The 24,588-nt window shown below is 64.3% G+C and carries 19 protein-coding genes; 7 read left to right on the top strand and 12 right to left on the bottom strand.

The window, feature by feature from the left end; genetic code table 11:
• Position 1: 1 nt before the first annotated feature.
• Together cdd and ACOZ4H_RS12125 are read left to right on the top strand one after the other, a co-directional pair.
• The gene (cdd, locus tag ACOZ4H_RS12120; RefSeq protein ID WP_424329517.1) at positions 2-388 is read left to right on the top strand and encodes a cytidine deaminase; all 387 of its coding nucleotides are present in this window, start codon (positions 2-4) and stop codon (positions 386-388) included.
• Positions 385-1,209 carry a nucleoside phosphorylase gene (locus ACOZ4H_RS12125; protein WP_424329518.1) on the top strand — a complete coding sequence of 275 codons (825 nt, stop codon included), beginning with the start codon at positions 385-387 and terminating at the stop codon, positions 1,207-1,209. The genes cdd and ACOZ4H_RS12125 overlap by 4 nt, the downstream gene beginning before the upstream one ends.
• A 233-nt stretch (positions 1,210-1,442) precedes the next feature.
• Here the strand turns inward: ACOZ4H_RS12125 and ACOZ4H_RS12130 are convergent, their stop codons facing one another.
• Complete coding sequence (locus ACOZ4H_RS12130; RefSeq protein WP_424329519.1) at positions 1,443-2,606, bottom strand: NAD(P)/FAD-dependent oxidoreductase; 1,164 nt, start codon at positions 2,604-2,606, stop codon at positions 1,443-1,445.
• 145 nt (positions 2,607-2,751) lie between these two features.
• Positions 2,752-3,285: an Rrf2 family transcriptional regulator gene (locus ACOZ4H_RS12135; RefSeq protein ID WP_424329520.1), complete on the bottom strand. Its 534-nt coding sequence runs from the start codon at positions 3,283-3,285 to the stop codon at positions 2,752-2,754.
• A gap of 110 nt (positions 3,286-3,395) precedes the next feature.
• Between ACOZ4H_RS12135 and ACOZ4H_RS12140 the strand changes: the two genes are divergently transcribed.
• Both ACOZ4H_RS12140 and rocF read left to right on the top strand, forming a co-directional pair.
• Positions 3,396-4,313 (top strand): NAD-dependent epimerase/dehydratase family protein, encoded by a 918-nt coding sequence (locus ACOZ4H_RS12140; RefSeq protein WP_424329521.1) that lies wholly within the window; start codon positions 3,396-3,398, stop codon positions 4,311-4,313.
• Between the two features lie 63 nt (positions 4,314-4,376).
• Positions 4,377-5,291: an arginase gene (rocF, locus tag ACOZ4H_RS12145; RefSeq protein WP_424329522.1), complete on the top strand. Its 915-nt coding sequence runs from the start codon at positions 4,377-4,379 to the stop codon at positions 5,289-5,291.
• On the opposite strand, the gene ACOZ4H_RS12150 is transcribed toward rocF, so the two are convergent.
• The 3 genes from ACOZ4H_RS12150 to gyrB form a co-directional block, all read right to left on the bottom strand.
• Positions 5,292-6,338, bottom strand: a complete 1,047-nt coding sequence (locus ACOZ4H_RS12150) for an FAD-binding oxidoreductase (RefSeq protein WP_424329523.1) — start codon at positions 6,336-6,338, stop codon at positions 5,292-5,294.
• Positions 6,339-6,459: 121 nt separating this feature from the next.
• Positions 6,460-8,907: a DNA gyrase subunit A gene (gyrA, locus tag ACOZ4H_RS12155; RefSeq protein WP_424329524.1), complete on the bottom strand. Its 2,448-nt coding sequence runs from the start codon at positions 8,905-8,907 to the stop codon at positions 6,460-6,462.
• Positions 8,904-10,832, bottom strand: coding sequence for a DNA topoisomerase (ATP-hydrolyzing) subunit B (gyrB, locus tag ACOZ4H_RS12160; RefSeq protein WP_424329525.1), 1,929 nt, complete (start codon positions 10,830-10,832; stop codon positions 8,904-8,906). The genes gyrA and gyrB overlap by 4 nt, the downstream gene beginning before the upstream one ends.
• Positions 10,833-10,970: 138 nt before the next feature.
• Here gyrB and ACOZ4H_RS12165 point away from each other — a divergent pair, with 138 nt between their 5' ends.
• On the top strand, positions 10,971-13,361 hold the full coding sequence (locus ACOZ4H_RS12165; protein ID WP_424329526.1) for a DNA topoisomerase VI subunit B: 2,391 nt from the start codon (positions 10,971-10,973) through the stop codon (positions 13,359-13,361).
• Between the two features lies 1 nt (position 13,362).
• Positions 13,363-14,469 (top strand): DNA topoisomerase IV subunit A, encoded by a 1,107-nt coding sequence (locus ACOZ4H_RS12170; RefSeq protein ID WP_424329527.1) that lies wholly within the window; start codon positions 13,363-13,365, stop codon positions 14,467-14,469.
• A 25-nt stretch (positions 14,470-14,494) separates the two neighbouring features.
• Here the strand turns inward: ACOZ4H_RS12170 and ACOZ4H_RS12175 are convergent, their stop codons facing one another.
• From ACOZ4H_RS12175 to ACOZ4H_RS12200, 6 genes are all read right to left on the bottom strand, one after another.
• Positions 14,495-15,775, bottom strand: a complete 1,281-nt coding sequence (locus ACOZ4H_RS12175; protein ID WP_424329528.1) for a PQQ-binding-like beta-propeller repeat protein — start codon at positions 15,773-15,775, stop codon at positions 14,495-14,497.
• Positions 15,776-15,913: 138 nt separating this feature from the next.
• Complete coding sequence (locus ACOZ4H_RS12180; RefSeq protein WP_424329529.1) at positions 15,914-16,660, bottom strand: MBL fold metallo-hydrolase; 747 nt, start codon at positions 16,658-16,660, stop codon at positions 15,914-15,916.
• Between the two features lie 63 nt (positions 16,661-16,723).
• On the bottom strand, positions 16,724-18,388 hold the full coding sequence (gene ligA / locus ACOZ4H_RS12185) for an ATP-dependent DNA ligase LigA (protein WP_424329530.1): 1,665 nt from the start codon (positions 18,386-18,388) through the stop codon (positions 16,724-16,726).
• A 38-nt stretch (positions 18,389-18,426) separates the two neighbouring features.
• A complete protein-coding gene (locus ACOZ4H_RS12190) occupies positions 18,427-20,874 on the bottom strand; it encodes a type II secretion system F family protein (protein ID WP_424329531.1) in 2,448 nt (815 codons plus the stop codon).
• Between the two features lies 1 nt (position 20,875).
• Positions 20,876-22,498 carry a type II/IV secretion system ATPase subunit gene (locus ACOZ4H_RS12195; RefSeq protein ID WP_424329532.1) on the bottom strand — a complete coding sequence of 541 codons (1,623 nt, stop codon included), beginning with the start codon at positions 22,496-22,498 and terminating at the stop codon, positions 20,876-20,878.
• Between the two features lie 133 nt (positions 22,499-22,631).
• Positions 22,632-23,132 carry a TIGR04206 family protein gene (locus tag ACOZ4H_RS12200; protein WP_424329533.1) on the bottom strand — a complete coding sequence of 167 codons (501 nt, stop codon included), beginning with the start codon at positions 23,130-23,132 and terminating at the stop codon, positions 22,632-22,634.
• 102 nt (positions 23,133-23,234) lie between these two features.
• Here ACOZ4H_RS12200 and ACOZ4H_RS12205 point away from each other — a divergent pair, with 102 nt between their 5' ends.
• Entirely contained in the window at positions 23,235-23,660 is a 426-nt protein-coding gene (locus ACOZ4H_RS12205) for a DUF5793 family protein (protein WP_424329534.1), read from the top strand.
• Between the two features lie 12 nt (positions 23,661-23,672).
• Here ACOZ4H_RS12205 and ACOZ4H_RS12210 read toward each other — a convergent pair whose 3' ends face one another.
• Complete coding sequence (locus ACOZ4H_RS12210; RefSeq protein ID WP_424329535.1) at positions 23,673-24,455, bottom strand: NAD-dependent protein deacylase; 783 nt, start codon at positions 24,453-24,455, stop codon at positions 23,673-23,675.
• Between the last annotated feature and the right edge of the window lie 133 nt (positions 24,456-24,588).

Here is a 24,588-nt window from a genome sequence, read left to right on the forward strand (position 1 = left end):
CATGGAAGACCTCCTTGACGCGGCGAGAGATGCAATCGACGAGTCGTACGCTCCGTACTCGGAGTACACCGTCGGTGCGGCGCTGGAAACGAGCGACGGCAGCGTCTACACCGGCTGTAACATCGAGAACGCCAACTACAGCAACAGCTTGCACGCCGAAGAAGTGGCTATCGGCGCGGCTGTCAGCGACGGCCACCGGTCGTTCGAGCGCGTCGCCGTCACCTCGGGCAAGCGCGACGGCGTCACCCCCTGTGGCATGTGCCGCCAGACGTTCAGCGAGTTCTGCGACGAGTCGTTCGAGATCATCACCGACGGCGACGAGCCGACGGTGTACGAACTCGGAGAACTCCTGCCGACGACAATCACCAGCGACCATCTCGACAAATGACAGGCGACAGCGAGGACCCGAACGACGACGTACAGTACCATCTGGAAGTGAGTGCGGACGACGTGGCCGACAGCGTCCTGCTGCCGGGCAATCCTGAGCGCGTCGAGAAGGTTGTCGACTACTGGGACGACCACGACATCGTCGCCGAGCACCGCGAGTACCGCACGGCAACAGGCACCCACGACGGCACGCCCATCTCCGTGACCTCGACCGGTATCGGCGGCCCGTCGGCTGCAATCGCGCTGGAGGAACTGGCCCGCGTCGGCGCTGATTCGTTCATCCGGGTCGGCTCCTGCGGAGCTATTCAGGAGGAAGCCAGCATCGGCGACCTCGTCATCACCACTGGCGCGGTGCGACAGGAGGGGACTAGCAAGGAGTACGTCCGCGAGGACTATCCAGCCAGTGCCGACCACCGGGTCGTCTCGGCGCTCGTCGCCGCCGCCGAGGAACTGGGCTACGACTACCACCTCGGCGTCACCTGCTCGACGGACAGTTTCTACGCCGGCCAGTCTCGCGCCGGGTTCGAGGGGTTCGAGGCCAGCGGCAGCGACGAGCGTATCGCGGCGCTGCAAGAGGCCGGCGTCCTCAACTTCGAGATGGAGGCCGCGACGATTCTCACGCTCGCGAACCTGTACGGCCTGCGGGCCGGCGCTGTCTGCACGGTGTACGCCAATCGCGTCACGGGCGAGTTCCGCACCGAAGGTGAGCGCAAGGCGGCCAAGTGCGCCAGCCTCGCAGTCTCGTACCTCGCAGAAATGGACGCGGCTGTCGAGGAAGCCGATGCCGACGGCTGGCACGCCGGTCTGTCTATTGACCGCTAGTCCGATTTCCAATCGCTGCTAATCGGGATTGGATGCTATTGCAGAAACAGTGCGGCAGCGGCAAATGCTGTGTAGTAGCGGTGCAGTACGGCAGAAACAGCATACCGCGCGAGCGGAGCGAAGCGCGGTTTCCCCGGACTCGCCGCGAGGCGGCGAGTCCGGCCTTTTTCGCCCACGTTTTTCAAGGAGTGGTTCGCGCTATCAGCGCGAACCCGACGCTGAAAAAGGTGGTCTCACATGTCGGGCCAGGCCTTGGCGGCCCGACCGACACCGGCGACGTCGTTGATCCAGCGGACGGCGATCGCTTTCTTCAGCAGTTTCGCGGGCGTGCCGCCAAACGTCTCGATAGGGACGTTCACCACGTCGTGGGCGACGGCTTTCTCGCCGACCGAAACAACCGTCCCCTTGTCCTTGTGGGTCCAGGTCTTCAGCGGCTGGCCGCGAACGGCGCGAGCGAGGTTCTCCCCGGCGACTTCGGCGGCTTGCCAAGCGGCCTGGGCCGTCGGCGGTGCGGGCTGGTCACCGGGCTGGTCGATCAGTGCTGAATCACCGATGGCGAAGACGTGCTCGTCGTCGGTCTGGAAGTTCCCCTCAGCGTGCACCCGATGGTTGCGCTCGTCTTTGTCGAGGTCGACATCTTGCATACAATCGCGGCCGGTGATGCCGCCGGTCCAGACTAACACGTCGTAGTCCAGTTCGTCCTCGTCGCCGATGTAGACGGTTTCCTCGTCGACCTCGCCGATGAACTCACCGCATTTGATGTTCACGTCGGCGGCTTCCAGGCGCTTGCGCAGGGCACCCTGGAGCTCGGGGTCGCTGTTGGGCAGAACGTTATCCAGTCCTTCGACGAGATGGATGTCGATGGGCGCGTTGTGTTCGTCGCGGAACTCGGCGACTTCGCCGGCGGTCTGGATACCCGAGAGGCCAGCGCCGCCGATGACGACCTGCGCGGGGTCGTTGGTGGAGGCTTCGCGGGCCGCTTGCTGAATGTTGTCGTGGATTTCGAGCGCGTCGTCGAGGCTCTTGAGAGTCAGGGCGTGCTCTTCGAGCCCCTCGATCCCGAAGAAGGCCGTCTGCGAGCCCAGTCCCACGAGCAGGTAGTCGTACTCGACAGTGTCGGAGTCGGCGAGGTCCACTTCCTGGGCGTCGGTGTCGATACCGACGACCTCGTCCTGAACGAACGCAGTCGAAGGCTGCTTGATCTCGTGGACCGGAATCGCGATGTTCTCCTGCACGCTCGGGTCCCGAATACACCGGTGGGACTCGTGCAAGACCAGGTGGTAGTCCGTCTCAGAAATCCAGGTAATATCTGCTTCGCCGTCTAGTTCGTCCTCAAGGCTCTTGATTGCCCCCGCACCCGCATACCCCGACCCGAGGACGACCACGTTCTCTGTCATACAGTTGAGTCCGGAACCGACTGATACAAACCCTTTGAAATCCCTCTCAGCGGGGGAAACGTTCTCCACCGTTACTCGTCGTACGTACGGTATGATGCGGCCTCGGTGACCGCAGGAAAACAATTTAAAATACCAGTGACACGTACTAGTGTTCCGGCTCGCCCGCCGGTGCCCGCATATCGTCGATAGCGAGGATGAGTTTGTTGTTGGTGTCGTCCTTGCCTTCGAGGGTACCGATGATCTGAAGCTTCGACAGCGGCGTCGGTCCGACTGTCACCGAGTCACCTTCGTGGAATTCGGACATCGTTCCCTGGAGCTGAATCTCCGCGCGGCACTCCTCGGGATGGTGGACGCTGGTGAGGTCGATCTCCTCGACGTTCGAGTGTTCGACAAGCTCGCCGTTGTGGCGCAGGGGGACCTCCGCGGCCTGTTCCATGTCCTGAATCTGGAGCGCGTCGTAGGCGTTGGCGGTGGGCTTGTACCCACCTTTGGGGCCAGGGACACCCTCGACCAACTGCAGGGCTTTGAGGCTCTGCATCTGGTTACGAATCGTCCCGGGGTTGCGGTCGACCTTCTCGGCGATGTCTTCGCCCTTGACGGCGCTTTCACTTTCTCGATAGAGATTTACCAGTTCCTGTAGAATGTTCTTTTGACTGGGTGTCAGTTCGATAGATGACATAATCTGTTGTTCGGTATAGCCGTCCTTAAATGCGACGGTAAACCGTCTGGAACTGCCGCAGAATCGCCGAAAACGATACTACTTTATTCCGCCGTTGACCTGACACAGATATGGAAAGTCAACGCGTTCTGGTGACCGGTGGTGGAGGGTTCATCGGGGCGAACCTCGCGAACAAACTGGCCGAGAACAACGATGTCATCGCCCTTGACGACGGATACCTCGGCACGCCGGAGAACGTATCAGAAGACGTAGAGTACGTCGAGCAGAGCGTCCTCGAAGACGACCTGCCGACCGACGTAGACGTGGTGTTCCACCTCGCAGCGCTCTCCTCCTATGCGATGCACGAGGACAACCCAACGCACGGCGCTCGCGTGAACGTCGAGGGGTTCGTCAACACGGTCGAGCAGGCCCGGGACGACGGCTGTGACACCATCGTCTACGCCTCGACGTCCTCCATCTACGGCAGCCGGACCGAACCCTCGCCGGAAGACATGGACGTGACGGTCAACACCGGCTACGAGGCCTCGAAGATGGCCCGGGAGACGTACGCCGAGTACTTCCAGAACCACTACGACCTCACGCTGGCCGGGATGCGCTTCTTCTCGGTGTATCAGGGCTACGGCGGCGCGGAGGAACACAAGGGCGAGTACGCGAACGTAATCGCCCAGTTCGCCGACGACCTGGCCAGCGGCGACCCGCCGAAGCTGTACGGCGACGGCGAGCAGACCCGCGATTTCACCCACGTCGACGACATCGTCCGCGGTCTCGTCCTGGCCGCCGAACACGAACTGAACGGCGTGTACAACCTCGGCACCGGCGAAGCCTACGACTTCAACACCGTCGTCGAGATGCTGAACGACGAACTCGGAACGGAAATCGAGCCGGAGTACGTCGAGAACCCGATTCCCGAGGACGTGTACGTCCACGACACCTGTGCCGACTTCTCGCGGATGCACGAAGTGACGGGCTGGGAACCAGAGATCAGTTTCGAGGAAGGAATCGAACTGGTCTGTGCGCCCTATACGTAGGGAACCACTGGCTGTCGCTGACCCAGCGCTGGGTCTTTATCCGTCGCCCGTGGAGGCGACGGTATGCAACGACAGGTTCGCGTTCTCGGCGTCCCGATGGACCTCGGTGCCGACCGGCGTGGGGTCGACATGGGACCGTCGGCGATACGGTACGGCGGCCTCGCTGACCAGTTGACGAGTATCGGTATCGACTGCGTCGACGGCGGCGACATCGCCGTGCCGCGGCCGGAGGAGCGCGACCCCGACGCCGGCGGCCTGGAGAGCGGTCGCGCGAAGTACTTCAGGGAGACGAAGGAAGTCTGTGAGGACGTGACGACGGCAGTCGATGCGACTCTGCGCGAAGGGCGTTTTCCGCTCGTCTTGGGTGGCGACCACTCTATCGGCATCGGGACCATCGCCGGCGCAGCCCAGGACGACGAAGAACTGGGCGTCATCTGGTTCGACGCCCACGGCGATTTCAACACGCCGGAGACGACACCTAGTGGGAACATCCACGGGATGTCGCTGGCGGCCGTCCTCGGGTTAGGCCCGTTCGCCGACCACGAGTGGGCCCACACGCCGGAAGTGAGCGAGGAAAACGTCGTTCTCGTCGGCCTGCGGGACGTGGACGACGGGGAACGCCGCCTGATAGCGGAGAGCGATATCACGGCGTACACGATGTCAGATATCGATGCCCGGAGCGCGCCGGAAGTCGTCGACGAGGCGCTCGAGATCGCGACCGACGGAACGGATGGCATTCACGTCTCGCTCGACCTGGACTGGCTCGACCCGACGGAAGCCCCCGGCGTCGGGACGGCGGTTCGAGGCGGCGTCTCCTACCGCGAGGCCCACATCGCGATGGAGTACGTCGCCGAACACCACGACCGACTGCGCTCGATGGAGATGGTCGAGGTGAACCCGATCCTCGACGAACACAACCGTACCGCCGAACTGGGCTGTGAACTCGTCGCCAGCGCCTTCGGCAAGCGCGTGCTGTAGCTATCCGAACCCTTCGTACTGCATCTCGGATTCGGGAATCCCGACGCTTCGCGCGGCCCGGACCAGCGTCGACACCATCGCACTGATGCCACACGCGTACAGTTCGACGTTCGACGGGTCGATGCGGGCGTCGATCCCGGACTGCGGGCGCTGCTCCCGAACGGCGTCGAACCGCTCGGGCAGGTCCGCACCCTCCAGCGCGTCGCTTGCGACGTAGTTGACGAACACCGACTGGACGTAGTCGGTCGCGCCGTCCCAGTCGGTCAGGAGCGGTTCGCGCGTGAGCGTCGGAACGAAATGGAAGTGGTCGTATTCGGCGTCGAGTCGCCGGAAGTGCGCCCGGTGGGGCAGGTCATCCTCCCAACCACAGCCCAGGAACAGCCAGATGTCGCGTGTCTCGCCGTCGACCACGTCCCGGCCTTGCTCAAGCGTGTAATCGATCATACTCTTGAACGGCGCGACACCGGTCCCGGTGGCCAGAAACACCATGTCCCGACTCGATGGTGGGTCAAGTACCATGTGACCGTTCGGCCCGCGAACGACGACGTCCTCGCCGATGCGGACGCGTTCGAACAGGCCGCTGGTGAGTTTTCCGCCGGGAACCAGCCGGATGCAAAACTCCAGTTCGTCCTCGCTCGGGGAGTTCGCCAGCGAGTACGCTCGCGGCGTGTTCCGGAGCCTGAGCGTGACGTACTGTCCGGGTGTGAAATCGAGGTCCACGTCGGGCTTGACGCGGAGACGCAGCAACGACGGATAGGGGCGGTCGAAGCGCTCGGCCAGCGTCTTGATCCGTGCGAGCCGCCGTTTCGACGCCCCGGCATCGCGCAAGCGGTCGAATAACGCAGGCCACTGAACTGTCGATCCGTTCCGAGCGGCCGCTAACCACGACCGCTCCCCGACAGGTGCAATCTGCTTCCGGACCGCGGACAGCACCTCGTTGTTGCGGTTGCGGTCCATCGGTTCGACGAGCGTCACCTGCGCGTCCTCGGTGACTAGCGGCAACTGTGCCGCCCGGTCGTGCTGTGAGAGATGCCGCGGCAGGTCCATAGGCGGAGTACGACGCCGACACGGGTATGTCTGCCCCACCACCTTTTTCCCGCTCGGGTGGCCTGCGGCCACCACTCGCGGCAAAAACGTGGGCGAAAAAGGCCGCTCGCTTCGCTCGCGGTTACTTGTCGGTTTCCGCTGGCACGACCGTCACGCTCGCGACGCGGTCGTCGTCTTCCAGGCCCATGATGGTCACACCCTTCGTGTTCCGACCGACCTGCGACACGTCGCCGGCGCGGATACGCATGATCTGGCCTTTTTCGGACATGATGACCAGGTGGTCGTCGTCGGTGACGGCCTTGGCGGTCGACACGCGACCGTTGCGGTCGTCGGTCTTGATGTCGATGAGGCCCTTGCCGTAGCGGGACTGCGTGCGGTACTCGTCGAGTTTGGTCCGCTTCCCGAAGCCGTGCTCGGTCACGGTCAACAGCGACCGCGGGTCGTCGTCGTCAGTGGCGACCATCGCCGCGACCTTGTCGTCGCCCTGCAGTTTGATGCCGTTGACGCCGCGTGCGGAGCGGCCCATCTCGCTGACTTCGCTCTCGCTGAAGCGGATGGTCATCCCCGCCTCCGTGGCGATGACGAGGTCGCCGGTGCCGTCGGTGACGTCGACGTCGATGAGTTCGTCGCCGTCTTCGAGCTTGGCGGCGATGATCCCCGTCGAGAGGATGTTCTCGAACTCCGAACAGCAGGTCCGCTTGACGTAGCCGTTCCGGGTCACCATCGTGATGCACTCGTCGTCGCCGAACTCGTCCGTCGAGACGACGGCGGTGAGTTCCTCGCCGTCGTCGAGGTCGATGAGGTTGATGGCGGACTTGCCCCGAGCGGTGCGGGACATCTCCGGGATCTCGTAGGTCTTGAGCCGGTAGACCTGCCCCTGGTTGGTGAAACAGAGCAGGTAGTCGTGGCTGTTGGCCCGGAACACCTTCGAGACGCGGTCGTTCTCCTTGGGGTCGGCCCCGATGATCCCCTTGCCGCCGCGGTTCTGGGGATCGAAGTTCCCGACCGGCATCCGCTTGATGTAGTCGTCCTCGGTGATGACGACGACGCAGTCCTCCTCGGGGATGAGGTCCTCGTGGGTGACCTGGCCCTCGTCCTCGATGATGCTCGTCCGGCGGTCGTCGTCGTACTCGTCTTTGACTTCCTGAAGCTCGTCGGCGATGACGCTGTCGAGTTTCGCACGGCTGTTGAGGACGGATTCGAGGTAGTCGATAGTGTCCTGTACGTCCTCGTACTCGTCCTCGATCTCGGCCGCTTCCATCGAGGTAAGCGAGCCGAGCTGCATCCGGACGATGTGGGCGGCCTGCTCCTCGGAGAACTCGAAGGACTCCTGCAGGCCGGACCGTGCGGCGTCGCGGTCCTCGCTGTTGCGGATGAGTTCGACCACGTCCTCGACGTTTTCCAGTGCCTTCAGTCGGCCTTCGAGGATGTGGGCGCGGTCCTCGGCCTCGGCGAGGTCGTATTCGGAGCGGCGGCGGACGACCTCGCGGCGATGGTCGATGTAATGCTGGAGGGTCTCCTTCAGCGAGAGGACCTCGGGCTGGCCGTCGACCAGCGAGAGGTTGATGACGCCGAAGGTGGACTCCAGATGGTGGTCGAGCAGGCGGTTCTCGACCACGTCGACGTTCGCCCCGCGCTTGAGTTCGATGACGATGCGGACGCCGTTGCGGTCGGACTCGTCCCGCAGGTCGGAGATGCCCTCGATTTTTCCCTCGTTCACGTCGTCGGCGATGCGCTCGACGACGCGGGCCTTGTTCTCCTGATAGGGGAGTTCGCTGATGACGATTCGACCCTCCTCCGGGTCGACCTCGTACTCGGCGCGGACCCGCAGGCGGCCGCGACCGGTCGCGTACGCCGAGTAGATGGCGTCGCGGCCGACGATGTTGCCGCCGGTCGGGAAGTCCGGTCCCTTGATGTGCTCCATCAGGTCCTCGACCGTGCAGTCGGGGTTTTCAAGGAGGTGGACCGTCGCGTCGACCAGTTCGCCGAGGTTGTGCGGCGGGATGTTGGTCGACATGCCGACGGCGATGCCCGAAGACCCGTTCAACAGGAGGTTCGGGACCTTCGACGGCAGCACGTCGGGTTCTTGCAGGCGGTCGTCGTAGTTGCTGGAGAAATCGACGGTGTCCTTCTCGATGTCTTCGAGCAGTTCCTCGGCGATGGGGGCCATCCGAGCCTCCGTGTAGCGCATGGCTGCCGCCGGGTCGCCGTCCATCGAACCGAAGTTCCCCTGCCCGTCGATCAGCGGATACCGCATCGAGAAGTCTTGTGCCATCCGGACGAGCGTGTCGTAGATGGCCGAGTCGCCGTGTGGGTGGTAGTCACCCATCGTGTCCCCGACAATCGAGGAGGACTTCCGATGGGCGGAGTTCGAGGAGACGCCCATCTCGTGCATCGCATAGAGGATGCGCCGATGGACGGGTTTGAGACCGTCTCGAACGTCAGGGAGCGCCCGACCCGCGATGACCGACATCGCGTAGTCGATGTAGGACTGCTCCATCTCGTCCTCGATTCGGACGTGCTTGATCTGCTCTGCCGGGGCGTTCGCGTCGTTAGCGTCGGAGCTCATATGTCGACCCACTCCGCTTCAGGCGAGTTCTCCTTGATGAATTCCTTGCGCGGTTCGACGGCGTCGCCCATCAGGACGTTGAACATCTTGTCCGCGGCCGCGGCGTCCTCGATGGTGATCTGCTTGAGAATCCGGTTGTCGGGATTCATCGTCGTTTCCCAGAGCTGTTCGGGGTTCATTTCACCGAGGCCCTTGAACCGCTGGACCTGGGTGGGATTTCCGTCACACTTCTCCTCGATGATTTTGTCGCGCTCCGCGTCCGTCATCGCGTCGTAGGTGTTCCCGCGGTAGCGAATCCGGTACAGGGGCGGCTGGGAGGCGTACACGTAGCCTGCTTCCAGCAGCGGCTTCATATGCCGGTAGAACAGTGTCAACAAGAGCGTCCGGATGTGTGCCCCGTCGACGTCCGCGTCGGTCATCAGGATGATCTTCTCGTAGCGCAGGTCGTCGATATCGAACTCGTCGCCGATACCGGTTCCCAGCGCGGTGATCAGATTCCGGATCTCGTTGTTCTCGAGAATCCGGTCCAGCCGGTGTTTCTCGACGTTCAGAATCTTCCCCTTGATCGGAAGGATGGCCTGGAACTCCGGGTTCCGGCCCTGTTTGGCGCTGCCGCCCGCGGAGTCACCCTCCGCGATGAACAGTTCAGCTTCCTCGGGGTCCCGGGTCTGGCAGTCCGCGAGCTTTCCGGGCAGCGCCGTCGAGTCCAGCGCCGACTTCCGCCGGGTGAGCTCCTCGGCCTTCTGTGCGGCCTTCCGGGCCTTCGCGGCCTCGACGGCCTTGCCGACGATGGCCTCGGCGGTGTCGGGGTTCTCCTCGAAGAAGGTCGCAAGCCCGTCGTGCATCGCCGATTCGACGATGCCGCGGACCTCGCTGTTGCCGAGTTTCGTCTTGGTCTGGCCCTCGAACTGCGGGTCGGGATGTTTGACAGAAATGACGGCCGTCAGTCCTTCGCGGATGTCGTCGCCTTTGAGTGTATCGTCCAGGTCTTTCAGCAGATTATTGTCGGTCGCGTAGTCGTTGACGACCCGTGTGAGCGACGTTTTGAATCCTGTGAGGTGTGTCCCGCCCTCGCGTGTGTTGATGTTGTTGGCGAAGGCGTGGATCGAACCCTGCAGGTCGTCGGTCCCCTGCATGGCGATTTCGACCTGGACCGGTCCCTCCGCGATCTCCTCTTCGTCTTCGAAGTAGATGATGTCGCGGTGGAGCGGGTCCTTTGTCTCGTTCAGATACTCGACGAACTCGCGGATGCCGCCGTCGTAGGCGAACGTCTCCGTTTCGCCGTCGCGCTCGTCGATGATGGAGATGGCGACGCCGGAGTTGAGGAAGGCGAGTTCCCGCAGTCGGGACGACAGCGTCGAGAACTTGAACTCGCCGGTCTCGAAGATCTCGTCGTCGGGCCAGAACCGGACCGTTGTGCCCGTCTCCTCGTCGGGTTTGAGGTCGCGGACCTTCTTGAGGTCGTACTCCGGTTTGCCGTGGTCGAAGCGCTGCTTCCAGAGCGCGCCGTCGCGCCTGACCTCGACTTCGAGCCACTTCGAGAGGGCGTTGACGACGCTCACCCCGACTCCGTGGAGACCCCCGGAGACCTGGTAGGACTTGTTGTCGAACTTCCCACCGGCGTGGAGAATCGTCATCACGACTTCGACGGCCGGACGGCCGTGTTCCTCGTGGGTATCGACGGGGATTCCCCGCCCGTCGTCGCTGACAGAGACGGAGCCGTCGTCGTGAATCGTTACGTCGATGTTGTCACAGTAGCCGGCGAGCGCCTCGTCGATCGCGTTGTCGACCACCTCGTAGACGAGATGGTGGAGGCCGCGAGCGTCCGTCGACCCGATATACATCGCAGGTCGTTTCTGGACGGCTTCCAGCCCTTCGAGGGTCTGGATCGACTTTGCGCCGTACTCATCAGACTCTCCTGACATAGGAACTTACCCGTCCTAATAGAGGGGGACGTATAAAGCTCCCGCACGCGCGCGGGACCCCGATTTCGGGGACAGCGTTCACTTTCACTCCGGTGGCGATTACCTTTTAACCCCGACGCGGGTACGTACCGCACGACAATGACCTCGTATCAGTCGCGACTCGGCGAGGGCGAAGGGATCGCCGAGGAGTTGGCCGAATCCCAGCGGGCCATCTCCATCGCCGAGTTCTTCGAGAAGAACAAGCACATGCTGGGCTTCGACTCGGAGGCCCGAGCGCTCGTCACGGCCGTCAAAGAGGCCGTCGACAACGCGCTCGACGCCTGCGAAGAGGCCGGTATTCTCCCCGATATCTACGTCGAGATCCAGGAGTCCGGCGACTACTACAAGCTGGTCGTCGAGGACAACGGCCCCGGTATCACGAAGGAACAGGCACCGAAAATCTTCGGAAAGCTCCTGTATGGCTCTCGCTTCCACGCCAGGGAGCAGAACCGCGGCCAGCAGGGTATCGGTATCTCTGCGGCGGTCCTCTACTCGCAGCTTACCTCCGGCAAGCCGGCGAAAATCACGTCCCGGCCGAAGGGCCAAGACGAGGCCCAGTACTTCGAACTCATCGTCGACACGGACACCAACGAACCCGAGATCAGCGTCGACGAGACGACGACCTGGGAGCGACCCCACGGGACGCGCATCGAACTGGAGATGGAGGCCAATATGCGGGCCCGCTCGACACTGCGGGACTACATTCAGGACACGGCCGTCGTCAACCCCCATGCCCGTATCGAGTTCGACGAGCCGGGGCTGGACGAATCGCTGAAGTTCGAACGCGCCGAGCGCGCCGAACTCCCCGACGAGACCGAGGAGATACGCCCGCACCCGCACGGCGTCGAACTGGGGACGCTCCTGAAGATGCTGGAAGCCACGGACTCCTACTCCGTGTCGGGCTTCATGCAGGAGGAGTTCACCCGCGTCGGCGGGAAGACCGCCGACAGCGTCATCGCGAACTTCAACGACCGTCACTACGGCCGCGGCATGGCCTGGCAGCCGCCACAGGTCACGGAGGACGCCGACATCGAGAGCGCCGTCGAGGACGCCGTGGCGAACAAAGGAGCCGAGACGACGGCGACGTTCGCGGCCGCCGTCTCCGACGCCATCCACGACCGCGACCGGGTCGCGTACCACGAGGTCGAAGCCATCGTCGACGATGCAGCCGAGGACGCCGAAGCCGACGGCGACACGACGTTCGGCTCCACTGTTCGGGAGAACGCCGTCGACGCCGCCTGGGGAGCCGTCACCGCGGACCTGACCGGCGACCTCTACGCGCTCGTCGACGACGTGACGACGAAACGCAAGGACGACGCCGCCATCGAGGGGCTGGCGAGCCGACTGGCCGACAAGTTCGCCGACGACGGCCGCCACCGGCTGACCCGCGACGAACTCCGGGGCTACATCGACCGCGCGGCCGACATGACCGAGGAACAGGACGACGCTACCTACGGCGAGACGGCCCGCGAAAACGTCCTCGAAGCGCTCTGGACGGCCGCCGAGGGCGTCCCCGAAGAGCCGCCGAAGGTCGCCGACATCGCCGACGACCGCGACACAGCGAGCCAACTGCTGTCGGCGATGCGCGAGACGGACATCATCGCGCCGCCGACGGACTGCCTCTCACCCATCAGCGCGGAACTCGTCGAGGAGGGACTTCGCAAGGAGTTCGACGCGGACTTCTACGCCGCTTCGACCCGTGACGCGTCGGTCCACGGCGGCGACCCGTTCATCGTCGAGGCCGGCATCGCCTACGGCGGCGAACTCGAAAGCGAGGGCGCCGTTGACGTGATGCGATTCGCCAACCGCGTGCCGCTGGTGTACCAGCGCGGGGCCTGTGCGACCACAGACGTCGTGAAATCGATCCGCTGGCGCAACTACAACCTCGACCAGCCGGGCGGCTCCGGCATCCCGAAGGGGCCGGCCGTCATCATGGTCCACGTCGCCTCGACGAACGTCCCCTTCACGAGCGAGTCCAAGGACGCCATCGCGAACGTCCCCGAGATGGAAGACGAGATCGAACTCGCCATCCGGGAGGCTGCCCGCGAGCTCAAGAGCTACCTGAACAAGCGCCGCTCGATGCAACAGCGCCGCGAGAAACAGGACAAGCTGGCGACCATCCTCCCGGAGATGGCCGAGAAGCTCACCGAAGTCACTGACAACGACGAGCTCCACATCGACGATTCGCTGGCCCGCATCATGAACAACGTCCTCGTCGAGCGCGAAATCGAGGACGACACAGTCCGGGTCCGTATCGAGAACAACGACGACACGAACGCGGACGTGGAACTGACCGACATCGTCACTGCCGAACCGCAGGACACGAACGGCGCGACAGTCGTCGAGATGGACGGCGAGTGGTTCGTCAAGTGGTCCCCGACCGTCGGGGCCGGCGAAACCGCCGTCCTCGAATACAGCGTGACTGACGAGGCCGAGTTCACCGTCTCGGTCGACGGCATCGAAGAAGAGAAACTCACGGTGAACGCCTGATATGAGCACCGACTCAGACACCACACCCGACACCGAGGAAGCGCGCGAGCAACTCATCGACCTCGCGGCGGACTTCTACGACCAGTTCGCCGACGGCGAGGTGCCGACGATGACCATCCCGACCCGGACCAAGTCGAACATCGTCTTCGACGAGGACGAGCAGGTCTGGGTGTACGGCGACCGGAACTCCACGCGGTCAGCAAAAACGATATCCGGGGCCGAGAAGATTCTGAAGGCCGTCTATACCATCGACTTCCTCTCCCAGCAACTGGAGGAAGACCGCTCCTCGACCCTGCGTGAACTGTACTACCTCTCGGAATCCTGGGACCTCGACGAGGCCCAGTTCAACACGCAGGACGAGTCGAACAACCTCATCGAGGACCTCGAAATTGTCTCCGATGTCAAACGCGAGGACTTCCACATGCGCCCGGAGGAGTCCGGTGCGAAGGTGATGGGGCCGCTGCTCCTCCGCGAGCAGACCAACCGCGGCGACCGCGAGATCCACTGTCAGGACGACGTGGGCCAGGGCGGCTACCAGATCCCGAACAACCCCGACACCATCGAGTTCCTCGACAACGACGCGAAGTTCGTCCTCTGCGTGGAGACCGGCGGGATGCGCGACCGACTCGTCGAGAACGGCTTCGACGACGAGTACGACGCGCTGGTCGTCCACCTCGGCGGCCAGCCCGCGCGGGCGACCCGCCGACTGATCAAGCGCCTCCACGACGAACTCGACCTCCCGGTCACGGTGTTCACTGACGGTGACCCGTGGTCGTACCGCATCTTCGGGTCGGTCTCCTACGGCTCCATCAAATCGGCCCACCTCTCGGAGTACCTGGCGACCCCCGAAGCCCAGTTCATCGGCATCCGCCCGGAGGACATCGTCGAGTACGAACTGCCGACGGACCCGCTGTCGGATTCAGACGTGAACGCCCTGGAGAGCGAACTGGAGGACCCGCGCTTCCAGACGGAGTTCTGGGAGGAACAGATCGAACTCCAGCTGGACATCAACAAGAAGGCCGAACAGCAGGCGCTCGCCTCTCGGGGGCTTGACTTCGTGACGGACACGTATCTGCCCGAACGGCTGGACGAAATGGGTATCCTGTAACCATCGCAGGGCCACTCCGTCTCGGTTATGCCAGTCCGTACACAGTCCCGTTTTCCGCAGCGACGTACGCTCGCGTCTCGTCGGCGGACAGGTCAGTCAGACCGCTCTCGGCGTCGAATCGCCACTGTTTCGTCCCGGCTGTCGTATCGAGCGCGAACTTGAACCGGTTTCGTGGCTCGGCATTCGACCAGGAGTCCGCATACAGCGTGTCCGAAACGGTTGCGGCAGGGACGACGCCCTCGACGTTCGCGTCCGGCTCCCACGTCCAGCCGGGGTCGCCGGTGGTACTGTCGTAACTGCGTACAGCGTCACCACCTGCGTAGAGAACGCCGTCCAGAACTGGAGCCTGTTGGACGTAGCCCGACTGGTCTGCCTGCCACTGTTGGTCACCACTCGCAGGGTCGAGCGCAGCGACGCGCGAGCCACCGACGTAGAGCGTCCCATCGTGAAGCGTCGTCGACGTTACCGTTCCTTCGTCGTAGCGCCAGCTAGGCGCTCCCGTGTCGGAATCCACCGCCGTTAGCGTGCCGTGAGTCTCGTCCACATCGGCGGCGTAACAGACAGCCTCATCGGTGGCGACCATCGTCTGTGCGTGGTAGTCCGAAACGTCATAGGTCCACCGTTGGTCCCCGGTTTCGGCGTCGTACGCGTAGAGCCGACCGTACGATGCCACGTATATCGTCCCGTTGCGCACGACTCCCTCGTACTGGTCACCGACTTCCCTGGACCATTGTACCGACCCGTCGGAAACGGCGAGCGCGTAGAGCGTTTGTCCCTGCTCCGACCGGGCGTCGGTGTTCGTCCCGACGTAGACTATTTCCTCGGTCGCGGCGAGCATTTCGAGCCACCACTCTCCAGGCGAGAACGTCCACTGCTTCGCACCGCTTTCGGCGTCAAGCGAGAGGAGGATGTGGTCCTCGTACAGCCCCTCTTTCCCGCTTACGACGAATACGCTGTTCCCGACAGCGATGGGCTGCGAGCGGATGCCGTCATCCGCGTCGTACGACCACTGCTGACTCCCGTCGTCAGTTGCGAGTGACTTGACGGTTCCCGACGCCGTCCCCACGTAGAGACTCTCGGCCGTGCTACGTGGCGGGGCTGTGACTCCGGATTCGAGCGTCTGCTTCCAGGCGACGAACGGTTCTGTTTGCTCTCTCTGCGTCCCGGTCGCAGTCGTCGACTTCGTCACCGCCCCGGCTTCCGTTGGTGTCGACTCCGTCGTTTCGTTCGCGCTGAGACAGCCGGCAGATGCCAGTCCAAGAGCGAGAGCGAAGCCACGAAGATATCGCCGACGGGAAAAAGGCATTGACAGTCGAATGTCTGCCGACTGGTAAGTGTTTTCTGTCGATGACAGTATGGTTCCAGTCGTGATGCGCCTGGCCTGTGTGCTATATAGAGCGGGGAAGCGACTCCCCGGTGAGCATCGTTTCGGGCTGTATCGCCGTTATGTCTCGTCGAGTACGACCGGGACGCCGCGTTTCGCGACGTCCTCCGCGAACGCACCGGAGTCGGCTTCCAGCGACGTGAACGTGTTGTAGTGCATCGGCAGCACGAGGTCGGGGTCCATCTCCTCGGCCAGCTCGGCGGCTTCGTGGCGGTTCATCGTGAAGTTCTGGGCGATAGAGGGGACGAACAGCGACACGTCGAGTTCGGCGTGGCCCTCCAGCACGTCGGTGTCGCCGGGCCAGAACACGCGGGTGTCGTCGATGGCGACGAGGAAGCCACAGCCGATGCCCTTCGGGTGAATTGGCGTGCCGTCGTCCTTCACGTTCCGGCCGTCTTCGTGGTTGTACGCCGGCATGGTCCAGATGGGGACGTCGTCGACCAGCACGTCGGCTTCCATCGACACTTTGCGGACCTCGTAGTCGAGGTCGGCTATGCGGTCGAGGTCGCGGTCGGTGGCGTGGACGTTGATGCCCTCGCAGGCGACGACGGTGGCGTCCTCGCGTGCGACCCGGCGGATGCCGTCGGGGTCGTAGTGGTGGATGTGGGTCACGCAGACGATGTCCCCATCTTTCGGGGCGTAGTCCTGCGTCGGCGGATGGCCGATGCCGGGCGTGTCCGGCTCCCACTCGCCGGTGAGGACGCCGTATCGGCCGGGATCGAAGTAGAGCACGGTGTCATCGCCTTCCAGTCGGAGCGTCGCGTAGCCGAGCCACTCCGCGGTGATGCCGTCGTGTCTGACTGTCATGTACGGGCGTTCTCGGAGCCGACAATTACGCGTGTCGGTCCGCTTCCAAGTAGCACAGTGCGGTTACTGTGACGCCGCCAATCGCTCGACGCGCTCCAACGGGTCGGCGTCGTCCGGGGTCTTGTCCTCACGAACCGAGAGAAACCGGGGGAACCGGAGCGCATAGCCCGAGTCGTAGGACTGGGAGGCCTGGATCTCCTCGTAGCCGACCTCGAAGACAATCGCCGGGTCAAGGGTCACGTCGCGGCCGTCCTCGCGCCGGATGTGGGGCTCGAAGCGCTCCGTCAGGTCGGCGAGCTCCTCGTCGGTGATGCCCGTCGCCACGTTGCCGACGGTAGCGTAGTCGTCGACGGTCCGCACGGAGAGTTCGAACGAGCCCAAGACATTCGCCCGGCGGCCCTCGCCCCACTCCGCGCCGGTGACGACGCAATCCAGCGTCTCTACGTCGGGCTTGCGCTTGCGCCAGTGCTTGCCCCGCTTTCCGGGCGAGTAGGCTGCGGTCGGGTCTTTCAGCATGATTCCCTCCTGTCCGGCGGCGAGGGCCGCCGCCTCCAGCTCCTCGATTTCCTCGGCGTCGTCGGACAGCCACATCTCCGAGACGACGTCGCTCCCGGCCGGGAACAGCGATTCGAGGCGGTCGTGGCGCGTCTCCAGCGAAGCGTCGAGCAGGTCTTCGCCGTCGGCGTGCAGGCAGTCGAAGGCGTGCAGGCGGACGGCCACGTCCTCGCGGGCCGCGGCAACGTCGTGTTTCCGGCGGAAGCGCCGCAGCACCTCCTGAAACGGGAGCGGGTCGCCGTCAGCATCGACTGCGACCACCTCACCGTCGAGGATTGCCGGCGCGTCCAGCGTCGACTCGACGGTGTCGACGACCTCCGGAAGCGGGTCCGTGACTTCCTCCATGTTTCGAGAGAACAGCCGGGCGTTCTCGCCGTCGAAGTGGACCTGCACGCGAGCGCCGTCGTACTTCCACTCGACCGCGGCGCGGTCCCAGTCCTCCAGCGCACCGGCGACCGTGCCCGCCTGGGCCAGCATCGCCTGAACGGGGCGACCGATTTCGAGCGTGATGGTCTCCAGTCCCGACTCGCCCTCGTCGCGGGCCACTTCAGCGACCATGCCGTAGTCGTTGGACACCTGCACGGCCCGTTCGACAGCGTCGACCGGCACATCGAAAGCTGCTGCGACGGCGTCCCGAACAGTCCCCTCGCCGACGCCGATGCGCATCTCCGAGAGGACGAGTCTGGCGAGGTAGTTGGCTTCGGGCGGCGAACACCGCGAGAACAGGCCGAAGAGGATGTCCACTTTCGTCCCCTGGCTCCCGCTGCCGTCGACGGCCGCCAGGTTCCGTAGCTCGGCGTCGAGTTCTGTGACGGTCAGTGCGTCGCTCCCGCTCCCGCCTGCTCCGAATGCGGCGAGTCCCTGCTGGCCGCCGAGGTCATAGCTGGCCGCAACAGCCCCTATTTCGCCCATGTCAGCGAGGCGCTGCTCTACGTCGTCAGCGCCGACGTTCTGGCCGGCCGCCCGGGCAATCGCCTCGTAGCAGAGCCGCGGGCCGATGTCGAGCGTGCGGGACTCGTAGGCCGGAAACACCCGGCCCTGAACGAAGCGAGCGAGCGTCGGGAGGTCCGACCCTGCGTCAGTGAACAGGTCGGTTACCGCCTCGGTTATCGCGGTATCGGCACTCTCGGCTTCGATTGCTTCGGCCCGGTCGGCGAAGGCGGCGAACTCCATCAGCGCACCCTACCCGATTCGGCACCGTAAATCCAGCGTCACTCGACCGTATACTCAACCGTGACGTTCTCCCCAGCCGTCGAGGACGCGTATGGCCGGTCCGGTGCCCCCGAATTGTCGCCGAATGGGTAGTCGAGTTGCTGGTTCCCGTTGGTGTCCTGATGGGCGACGAGCACGAGCGACTGGCCAGTCGACGGCGGTCTGTCGAGGGTGATCTGCACGTCACTGTGGCTTCCGGCAGGGAGGTACTCGGAGGTCCCGAGCACTCTGCCGTCCTCCTCGAACTGGCGGACGACGATGAATCCACCCTCCGACAGCGACGCCGATTCGACCGTTATCTGGTCGCCGGAAACGGCGGGGCTGGTGACCGTCATCGATGCGACCGGCGAGGAGAGGAGGATGAACGCGACGTAAGCCACGCCCAGCAGAATCGCGGCGTGTTTCGCGCCGTCTTTGAGCGTGCCCTCGCCGAGTTGGCCGCCGATGAAGCCGGTGAGGACGGCCTGAATCAGCGCGGTGTGGAAGAATACGAGTGTGTACGCGGCCTTGTCGACGCGGCCGAAGCGGGCGAACTGGTCGACGCTGACGCCGAGGCGGTTGGACTCGCCGGCCGGCGTCGGCACGCTCGACGGGAGGCTCGGAACGAGCACCTCCTGCACGGCGACGATGATGACCAGAAACACCAGGAAGGCGACGTAGATGACGACGAGGTAGGTGAGCATCTGCTGGCGTCGCCGCCGTTTCAGTCGGAGGTCCGCCCGTGACTGGGTGGCCGCGATGCGGAACACCGGCCCGAGCTGGCCCGAGGCGTGCATCGCGTGGGTCAGCAGGGTCACGATGCGCGTTATCGCCGTCGTCTGGACGCGGCGGCCGAACCGGACGAACGCGTCGTCGACGTTCGCGCCCATCCTGATGTCGGCCCAGATGCGGTGCATCTCCTGGGTGAGCACGCCGATGTCACTGCCACGGACCCGTCGGAGGCTCTCCACGACGGTCATCCCCGCCTCGTTCAGGCTCGCCAGCCGTTCGAGCAGGTCCGGCGTCGCATCCTCGATGCGGGAGAGCCGCCGGGTGTAGACGTACCGCACCAGCGCGAACGGCCCCAGAATCAGCAGGACCGACTGGATGACGAGGTCGTCGAAGATACGGACGTTAACTGTCGACGCCTGGAACGCCGTCGGGGCACGGACGAGCAGCAGCACCACGGCGATTGGCACGGCGATGTAGAGGACGTACACCGGGTTCCAGACCAGCGACTGAATCGGGGAGCTGAGCAGTTCCCGCACCGACTTGACACGGTCGTAGAACCGGAGTCTGAGCCAGTTCGCCTCGTCGGCCGGGACGACGCCGCCGTCAGTCAGGCCGAGACGACCGGTCCCCAGGCTGGGTTTCCCCAGCGTCGCCGTCTCGTATCGCTCCAGGATATCCGTCGTTCCGGCGCTGCCGATACCCAGCGACTGGAGCTTGATATCGAGATACACCATGAACCCGACGTTGGCCAGCGGAATGACGAGATACGCCATCAACTGCAACAGCCAGAGCGTGTCCGTCGTCGTCAGGCCGAACACCAGCAGAATCGTCATCAGGAACAGCACGGCGGCGACGAACACGGTGACGTACGCCTCGGCGACCGTGGCCAGCCGTTCGAGCAGGTTCTCCTGGCGCTCGGCGGCCTGTTCCTGGTGGCGCTCGTACTGCTCGCGGAGGAACGGGGCCAGCGACTGGCCGCTCTGGAGGACGCTGGAGAGGTTCTCGGTGAACGTCTTGAACTGTTCGCTGGGCGTCCGTCTGGAGACGTGTTCGAGCGCCGATATCATGTCCCGGCCGAACAGGTCCATCTCCCTGACGGCAACGCCGACTTCCTTCGCTGTATCACCGTAGATTTCCTGATTCCGGGCCAGGACGCGCAGCACGTCCGGGAAGGACATCCCACCACGGGAAAGGGCGTACATGAAGGCGATGGTGCGGGCCATCCCCTCGTCGATGTTCCGGCTCCGCACGTCCGCCCGATTTTTGAGCCGTTCCCAGCGGTAGAAGTACGTGAGCCCGGCCGTCGCCGCGCCCGAGAGCACGCCGCCGCCGATGAGGATGTAGAGCGTCTGGGTCGGCGTCAACACGAGTTCGAACGTTCGCAGGCCGAACGCGTTCACCATCGTCGAGGGAAGCCCCTGTGCAAGGTTCACCAGCGCCGGCAGCACCAGCAGCAGGCCGCCGATGGCGTATGCCCCAGTGATCGCTCCCGCGACGGCCGCCACACAAGCGTACACCAGCGTTCTGGCGGCGTAACCGCGGTACGTCTCGTCGACGTATGCGGCTTCGAGTTGTCGTTCGCGCTTGGGTGATTCGCCCACATACCGGCCGAAGAGCCGTCGGGACAGCCGCGTGACGTTGCGGTCGAAGCGCTCGTTGACGGTGCTGTAGCCGATAAGCCCGAGAATCCCGACGACGACGGCGAGCGGAGCCAGACCGAGCGGGTTCAGCGCCATGTCAGGCTATCGCGTCGTCGTCGATGTTCGCTATGACCTGTTCTTTGTCCGCGTAGTACTTGTTGACCATCGCCGTGAACCGTCGGTAGTCGGTGACGCCCTCGGACTGGAGATAGCGGAGGAACCGCTGGCGGTTACGGAGTTCGGTCAGCAGCTCCGACTGCGTCCAGCCGCGCTCCTCGCGGATTTCGTCCAGTAGCTCGCTGTTGTTCTCGGAGAAGCGGTCCTCCGTGGCCTGCCAGTTGTACGTCGTCGAGTAGTCCAGTTCGCCGGTCCGCTGGTCGATGCCCTCGATCTCGGCGAGCGTCTTCGCACGGCGGACGCGCTCGTCGCCCGAGCGGGCCAGCACCTGCACACAGAGGATGTCGAGGCTCTGGACCATCGGCCGCGGGACGTTGATCGGCTCGTTCTCCAGCCGGTTGATGACGGTCTGGACCGAGTCCGCGTGCATCGTCGAAAACGTCGTGTGGCCGGTGTTCATCGCCTGGAACAGCGTGATGGCTTCCTCGCCGCGCACCTCGCCGACGATGATGTACTCGGGGCGGTGGCGCAGCGCGGACCGCAGCAGGTCGTACATCGTGATGTCCGAGTCGTCCAGTCGCTCGCGGGTGACCGAGGAGAGCCAGTTGTCGTGATACAGCGACAGTTCCCGGGTGTCCTCGATTGAGAGCACCTTCGACCGTGGCGGGAGGAACATCGCCAGGGCGTTCATCGACGTGGTCTTGCCGGCCGCCGTCCCGCCCGCGAAGATGAGCGACTTGTTGGACTCGATGGCCAGCCAGAGGTAGGCGAGCATCTCGACGGAGAACGTGCCGTACTCCAGCAGTTCGATGGGCGTGAACGGTTCGTCGGCGTATTTCCGGATAGTGAACGCCGAACCGCGGGGAGTCACCTCCTCGCCGAGCGCCAGTTCGATACGGGAGCCGTCCGGGAGCGTCGTGGAGACGACTGGGTCCGAGACGGAGACGTGCCGACCCGAGCGCTGGGCCAGTTGGATGACGAAGTCGTTCAGTTCGTCGGCGTCGTAGACGATGCTCGTCTCGATGTCCGTGTAGCCGTCGTGGTAGACGAAGATGGGGAGGTTCGCCCCGTCACAGGAGATGTCCTCGATGTCCGGGTCGTGCATCAGGGGGTCGATGTGGCCGTAGCCCTGGAAGGAGCGATGCAGGTAGTAAAACAGGCGATAGAACGTCTCGGGCTCGATGACGACGCCGTACTCTTCCAGCCTGGCTTCGAGTTCCTCGGCGAGGACGCGCTCCGGGTCGGTGTCGACGTCGTCGCGGTAGATGAGCGGGATGCGGATATCCTCGAACAGACGGTCGAGCAGTTCTCGCTCGATGTCGGTCAGCGACGGCTCGACGACCTGATACAGGTGCTCGTCGCGGTCCGGGTCGTGGTTGATAGAGGCGAAGGCGAAGGGGGCGTTCAGCCAGTAGCGTTCGACCTCGTTGTAGCCGTCCAGGCCGTCGAACTCGACCAGCGTCCCGTGGCGGCTGGGGTCGTAGTTCGCCGTCGGAACCGCCGACCCGCTCAACACCGTTGCAGTCCGCGAGAGCCACGACTGGATGTGGCCGAGCGGGTCCGAAACGAAGTCACCGGGTTCGGGGGTTTCTGGGTTCGACATCGATGGTTCAGTTGGGAGCCAACGGTGCTCCGCGGAATATACCTCTGCTATCGTATCCACCTACTTAAATTCGCTCGCCAAATTATCAGGAGTATAATCGCCGGCGGTCGAACGAACGAGACGGCGCTGTCCGTCACGCTCGGTCGACGGTCAACAGGAGATAGGCGAACACGAGCGCGACGAGCGCGCCGACGGGAACGGTGACGCCGGGAAACGACGTGATGAACAGCCCGCTGGCCGCGAGCGTGAGGACGCCCACAAGTCCAAGCAGCCCGCCGAACAGCCGGACGGGGTCGACGGGTAGGGTCGCTTCGACGCGGTCCTCAGCGGCGTAGTAGTAGAGGCTGAGTCCGAGCGGGGGCAGGAATACGGCCAGGGCTGCGAACCCGAGTGTTCCGGCGAGCGCAAGCGGGTCCGACTCCTGAAACGCGGCGACCTGCCAGGCCCAGAGAAATGGCCGTTCACCGGGTAGCGCCGCGCCGAAGATGAACTGGAACCGAAAGGGGAGAAAGCGGAGCCCGATGACAGTCAGCCCTTCAATCTCGAACAGCGAGACCGACCACGGGGCCAGCCCCACGAGCCACGTCGCAAGCACCGCGAACTCGCCGGCGTACTCTGACTTCACCCAGGCCATGCTACTGTCAGAGGGTGGGCCGGTCCGGTAAAAGCTACCGATACCGACAGTCGGTACGCCGTTACGTTCATTTGGCCGGGCCACGTACCGGTAAACACCGGAATGAGGCGTGATTACTTCACCGTCGACATCCAGGCTTCGGCCACCGACAACGACGACCCGACGATCGCGATTGTATACGATGGGCCGACAGGAGAGCTCCGCGAGCGCCTCACCAAAGTAGACGACGGCACACTCGATGGCGAAGAGATCGACGTGACCTTCCGCCGTCAGCCGGAGAGCGACGGCGTGCTCTCACTGACGAACCGCCTCACCGGTGAGTACATCTTCGAAGCGACAGCGCCCACAGCGGAGATCGATGCGCTCGTCTCCACTGCGGACGCTCAAGAAGACCCACAGTTTACAGTCCGTCTCACCGACGACGAAGGCGAGTCACGGACCTACGAGATGCGGACGCTGCTCGTCTATGACCACGACGGGAGCCTCCTGCGCGGACAGAGCCTGATCCCCGGCGGCGTCGAGTTATAGCGGCGTCCGCTGCTACAACCGCTCGACAATCGCCGGGAGAACCTGCGTGACATCGGCACGAAGCACGTGTGCCGCACTCGCGTCACGCGGCGTTTCCTCGTAGTTTATCACGATCAGCGTGCTACCCGCCTCCGCCGCGATTTTCGGAAGCAGTGATGCGGGCTGTACCGACAGGGACGACCCTACAGCCAGGAACACGTCGCTGTCCCGGGCGAGGCGCTGGCCTTCGTTCATCGCCACGTCGGGCATGGCCTCGCCGAACAGCACGACGTCCGGGCGGTAGACGCCGCCGCAATCACAGCGCGGCGGCGGGTCGCCGTCTGCAGCGACCTGCTCGAACACCGCCTCGGCGTCCCGACGGTGGCCGCAGTCGTCACAGACCACGCGCCGGTGGGTCCCGTGCAGTTCGATGACCCGGTCCGTGCCGGCGTCGTCGTGCAGCCCGTCGATGTTCTGCGTGAGCACAGCGTCGAGATGCCCCGAAGATTCGAGCCTCGCCAGCGCCGCGTGGGCGGCGTTGGGTTCGGGGTCTACATCGCCGTAGATGGCCTCCCGAAGTGAGAGTCGGTCCGCCCAGAAACCCGCCGGGTCGGCGTCGAGCCGACGGCGGTGGAAGTCCGCCGGGTCGTGGCGCTCCCAGATACCGTCGTCGCCGCGAAAGGAGGGGATGCCCGACGCCGTCGAGACGCCCGCGCCGGTGAGTGCGACGCCAGTTTCGGCGGTGCGAATCGCCTCTGCCACAGCATCGAGCGTCCCATCGTCGACATCGTCGGTCCCGTGCCTGTCGTCGGCCATACGCTCGCTTCGCAGTGCGACGGTGTGGGTCTATCGGATTGGATTCGGTGTGGGAGACGACTGCGGACGCTCCCTTGTATCCCGAGTCGCTCCGGAGCCAGCCGTATCGCGCCACAGTGTGCGCTCTTGAACC

The organism is Haloarcula amylolytica, assembly GCF_049705545.1.
Taxonomy (GTDB): Archaea; Halobacteriota; Halobacteria; order Halobacteriales; family Haloarculaceae; genus Haloarcula; species Haloarcula amylolytica_B.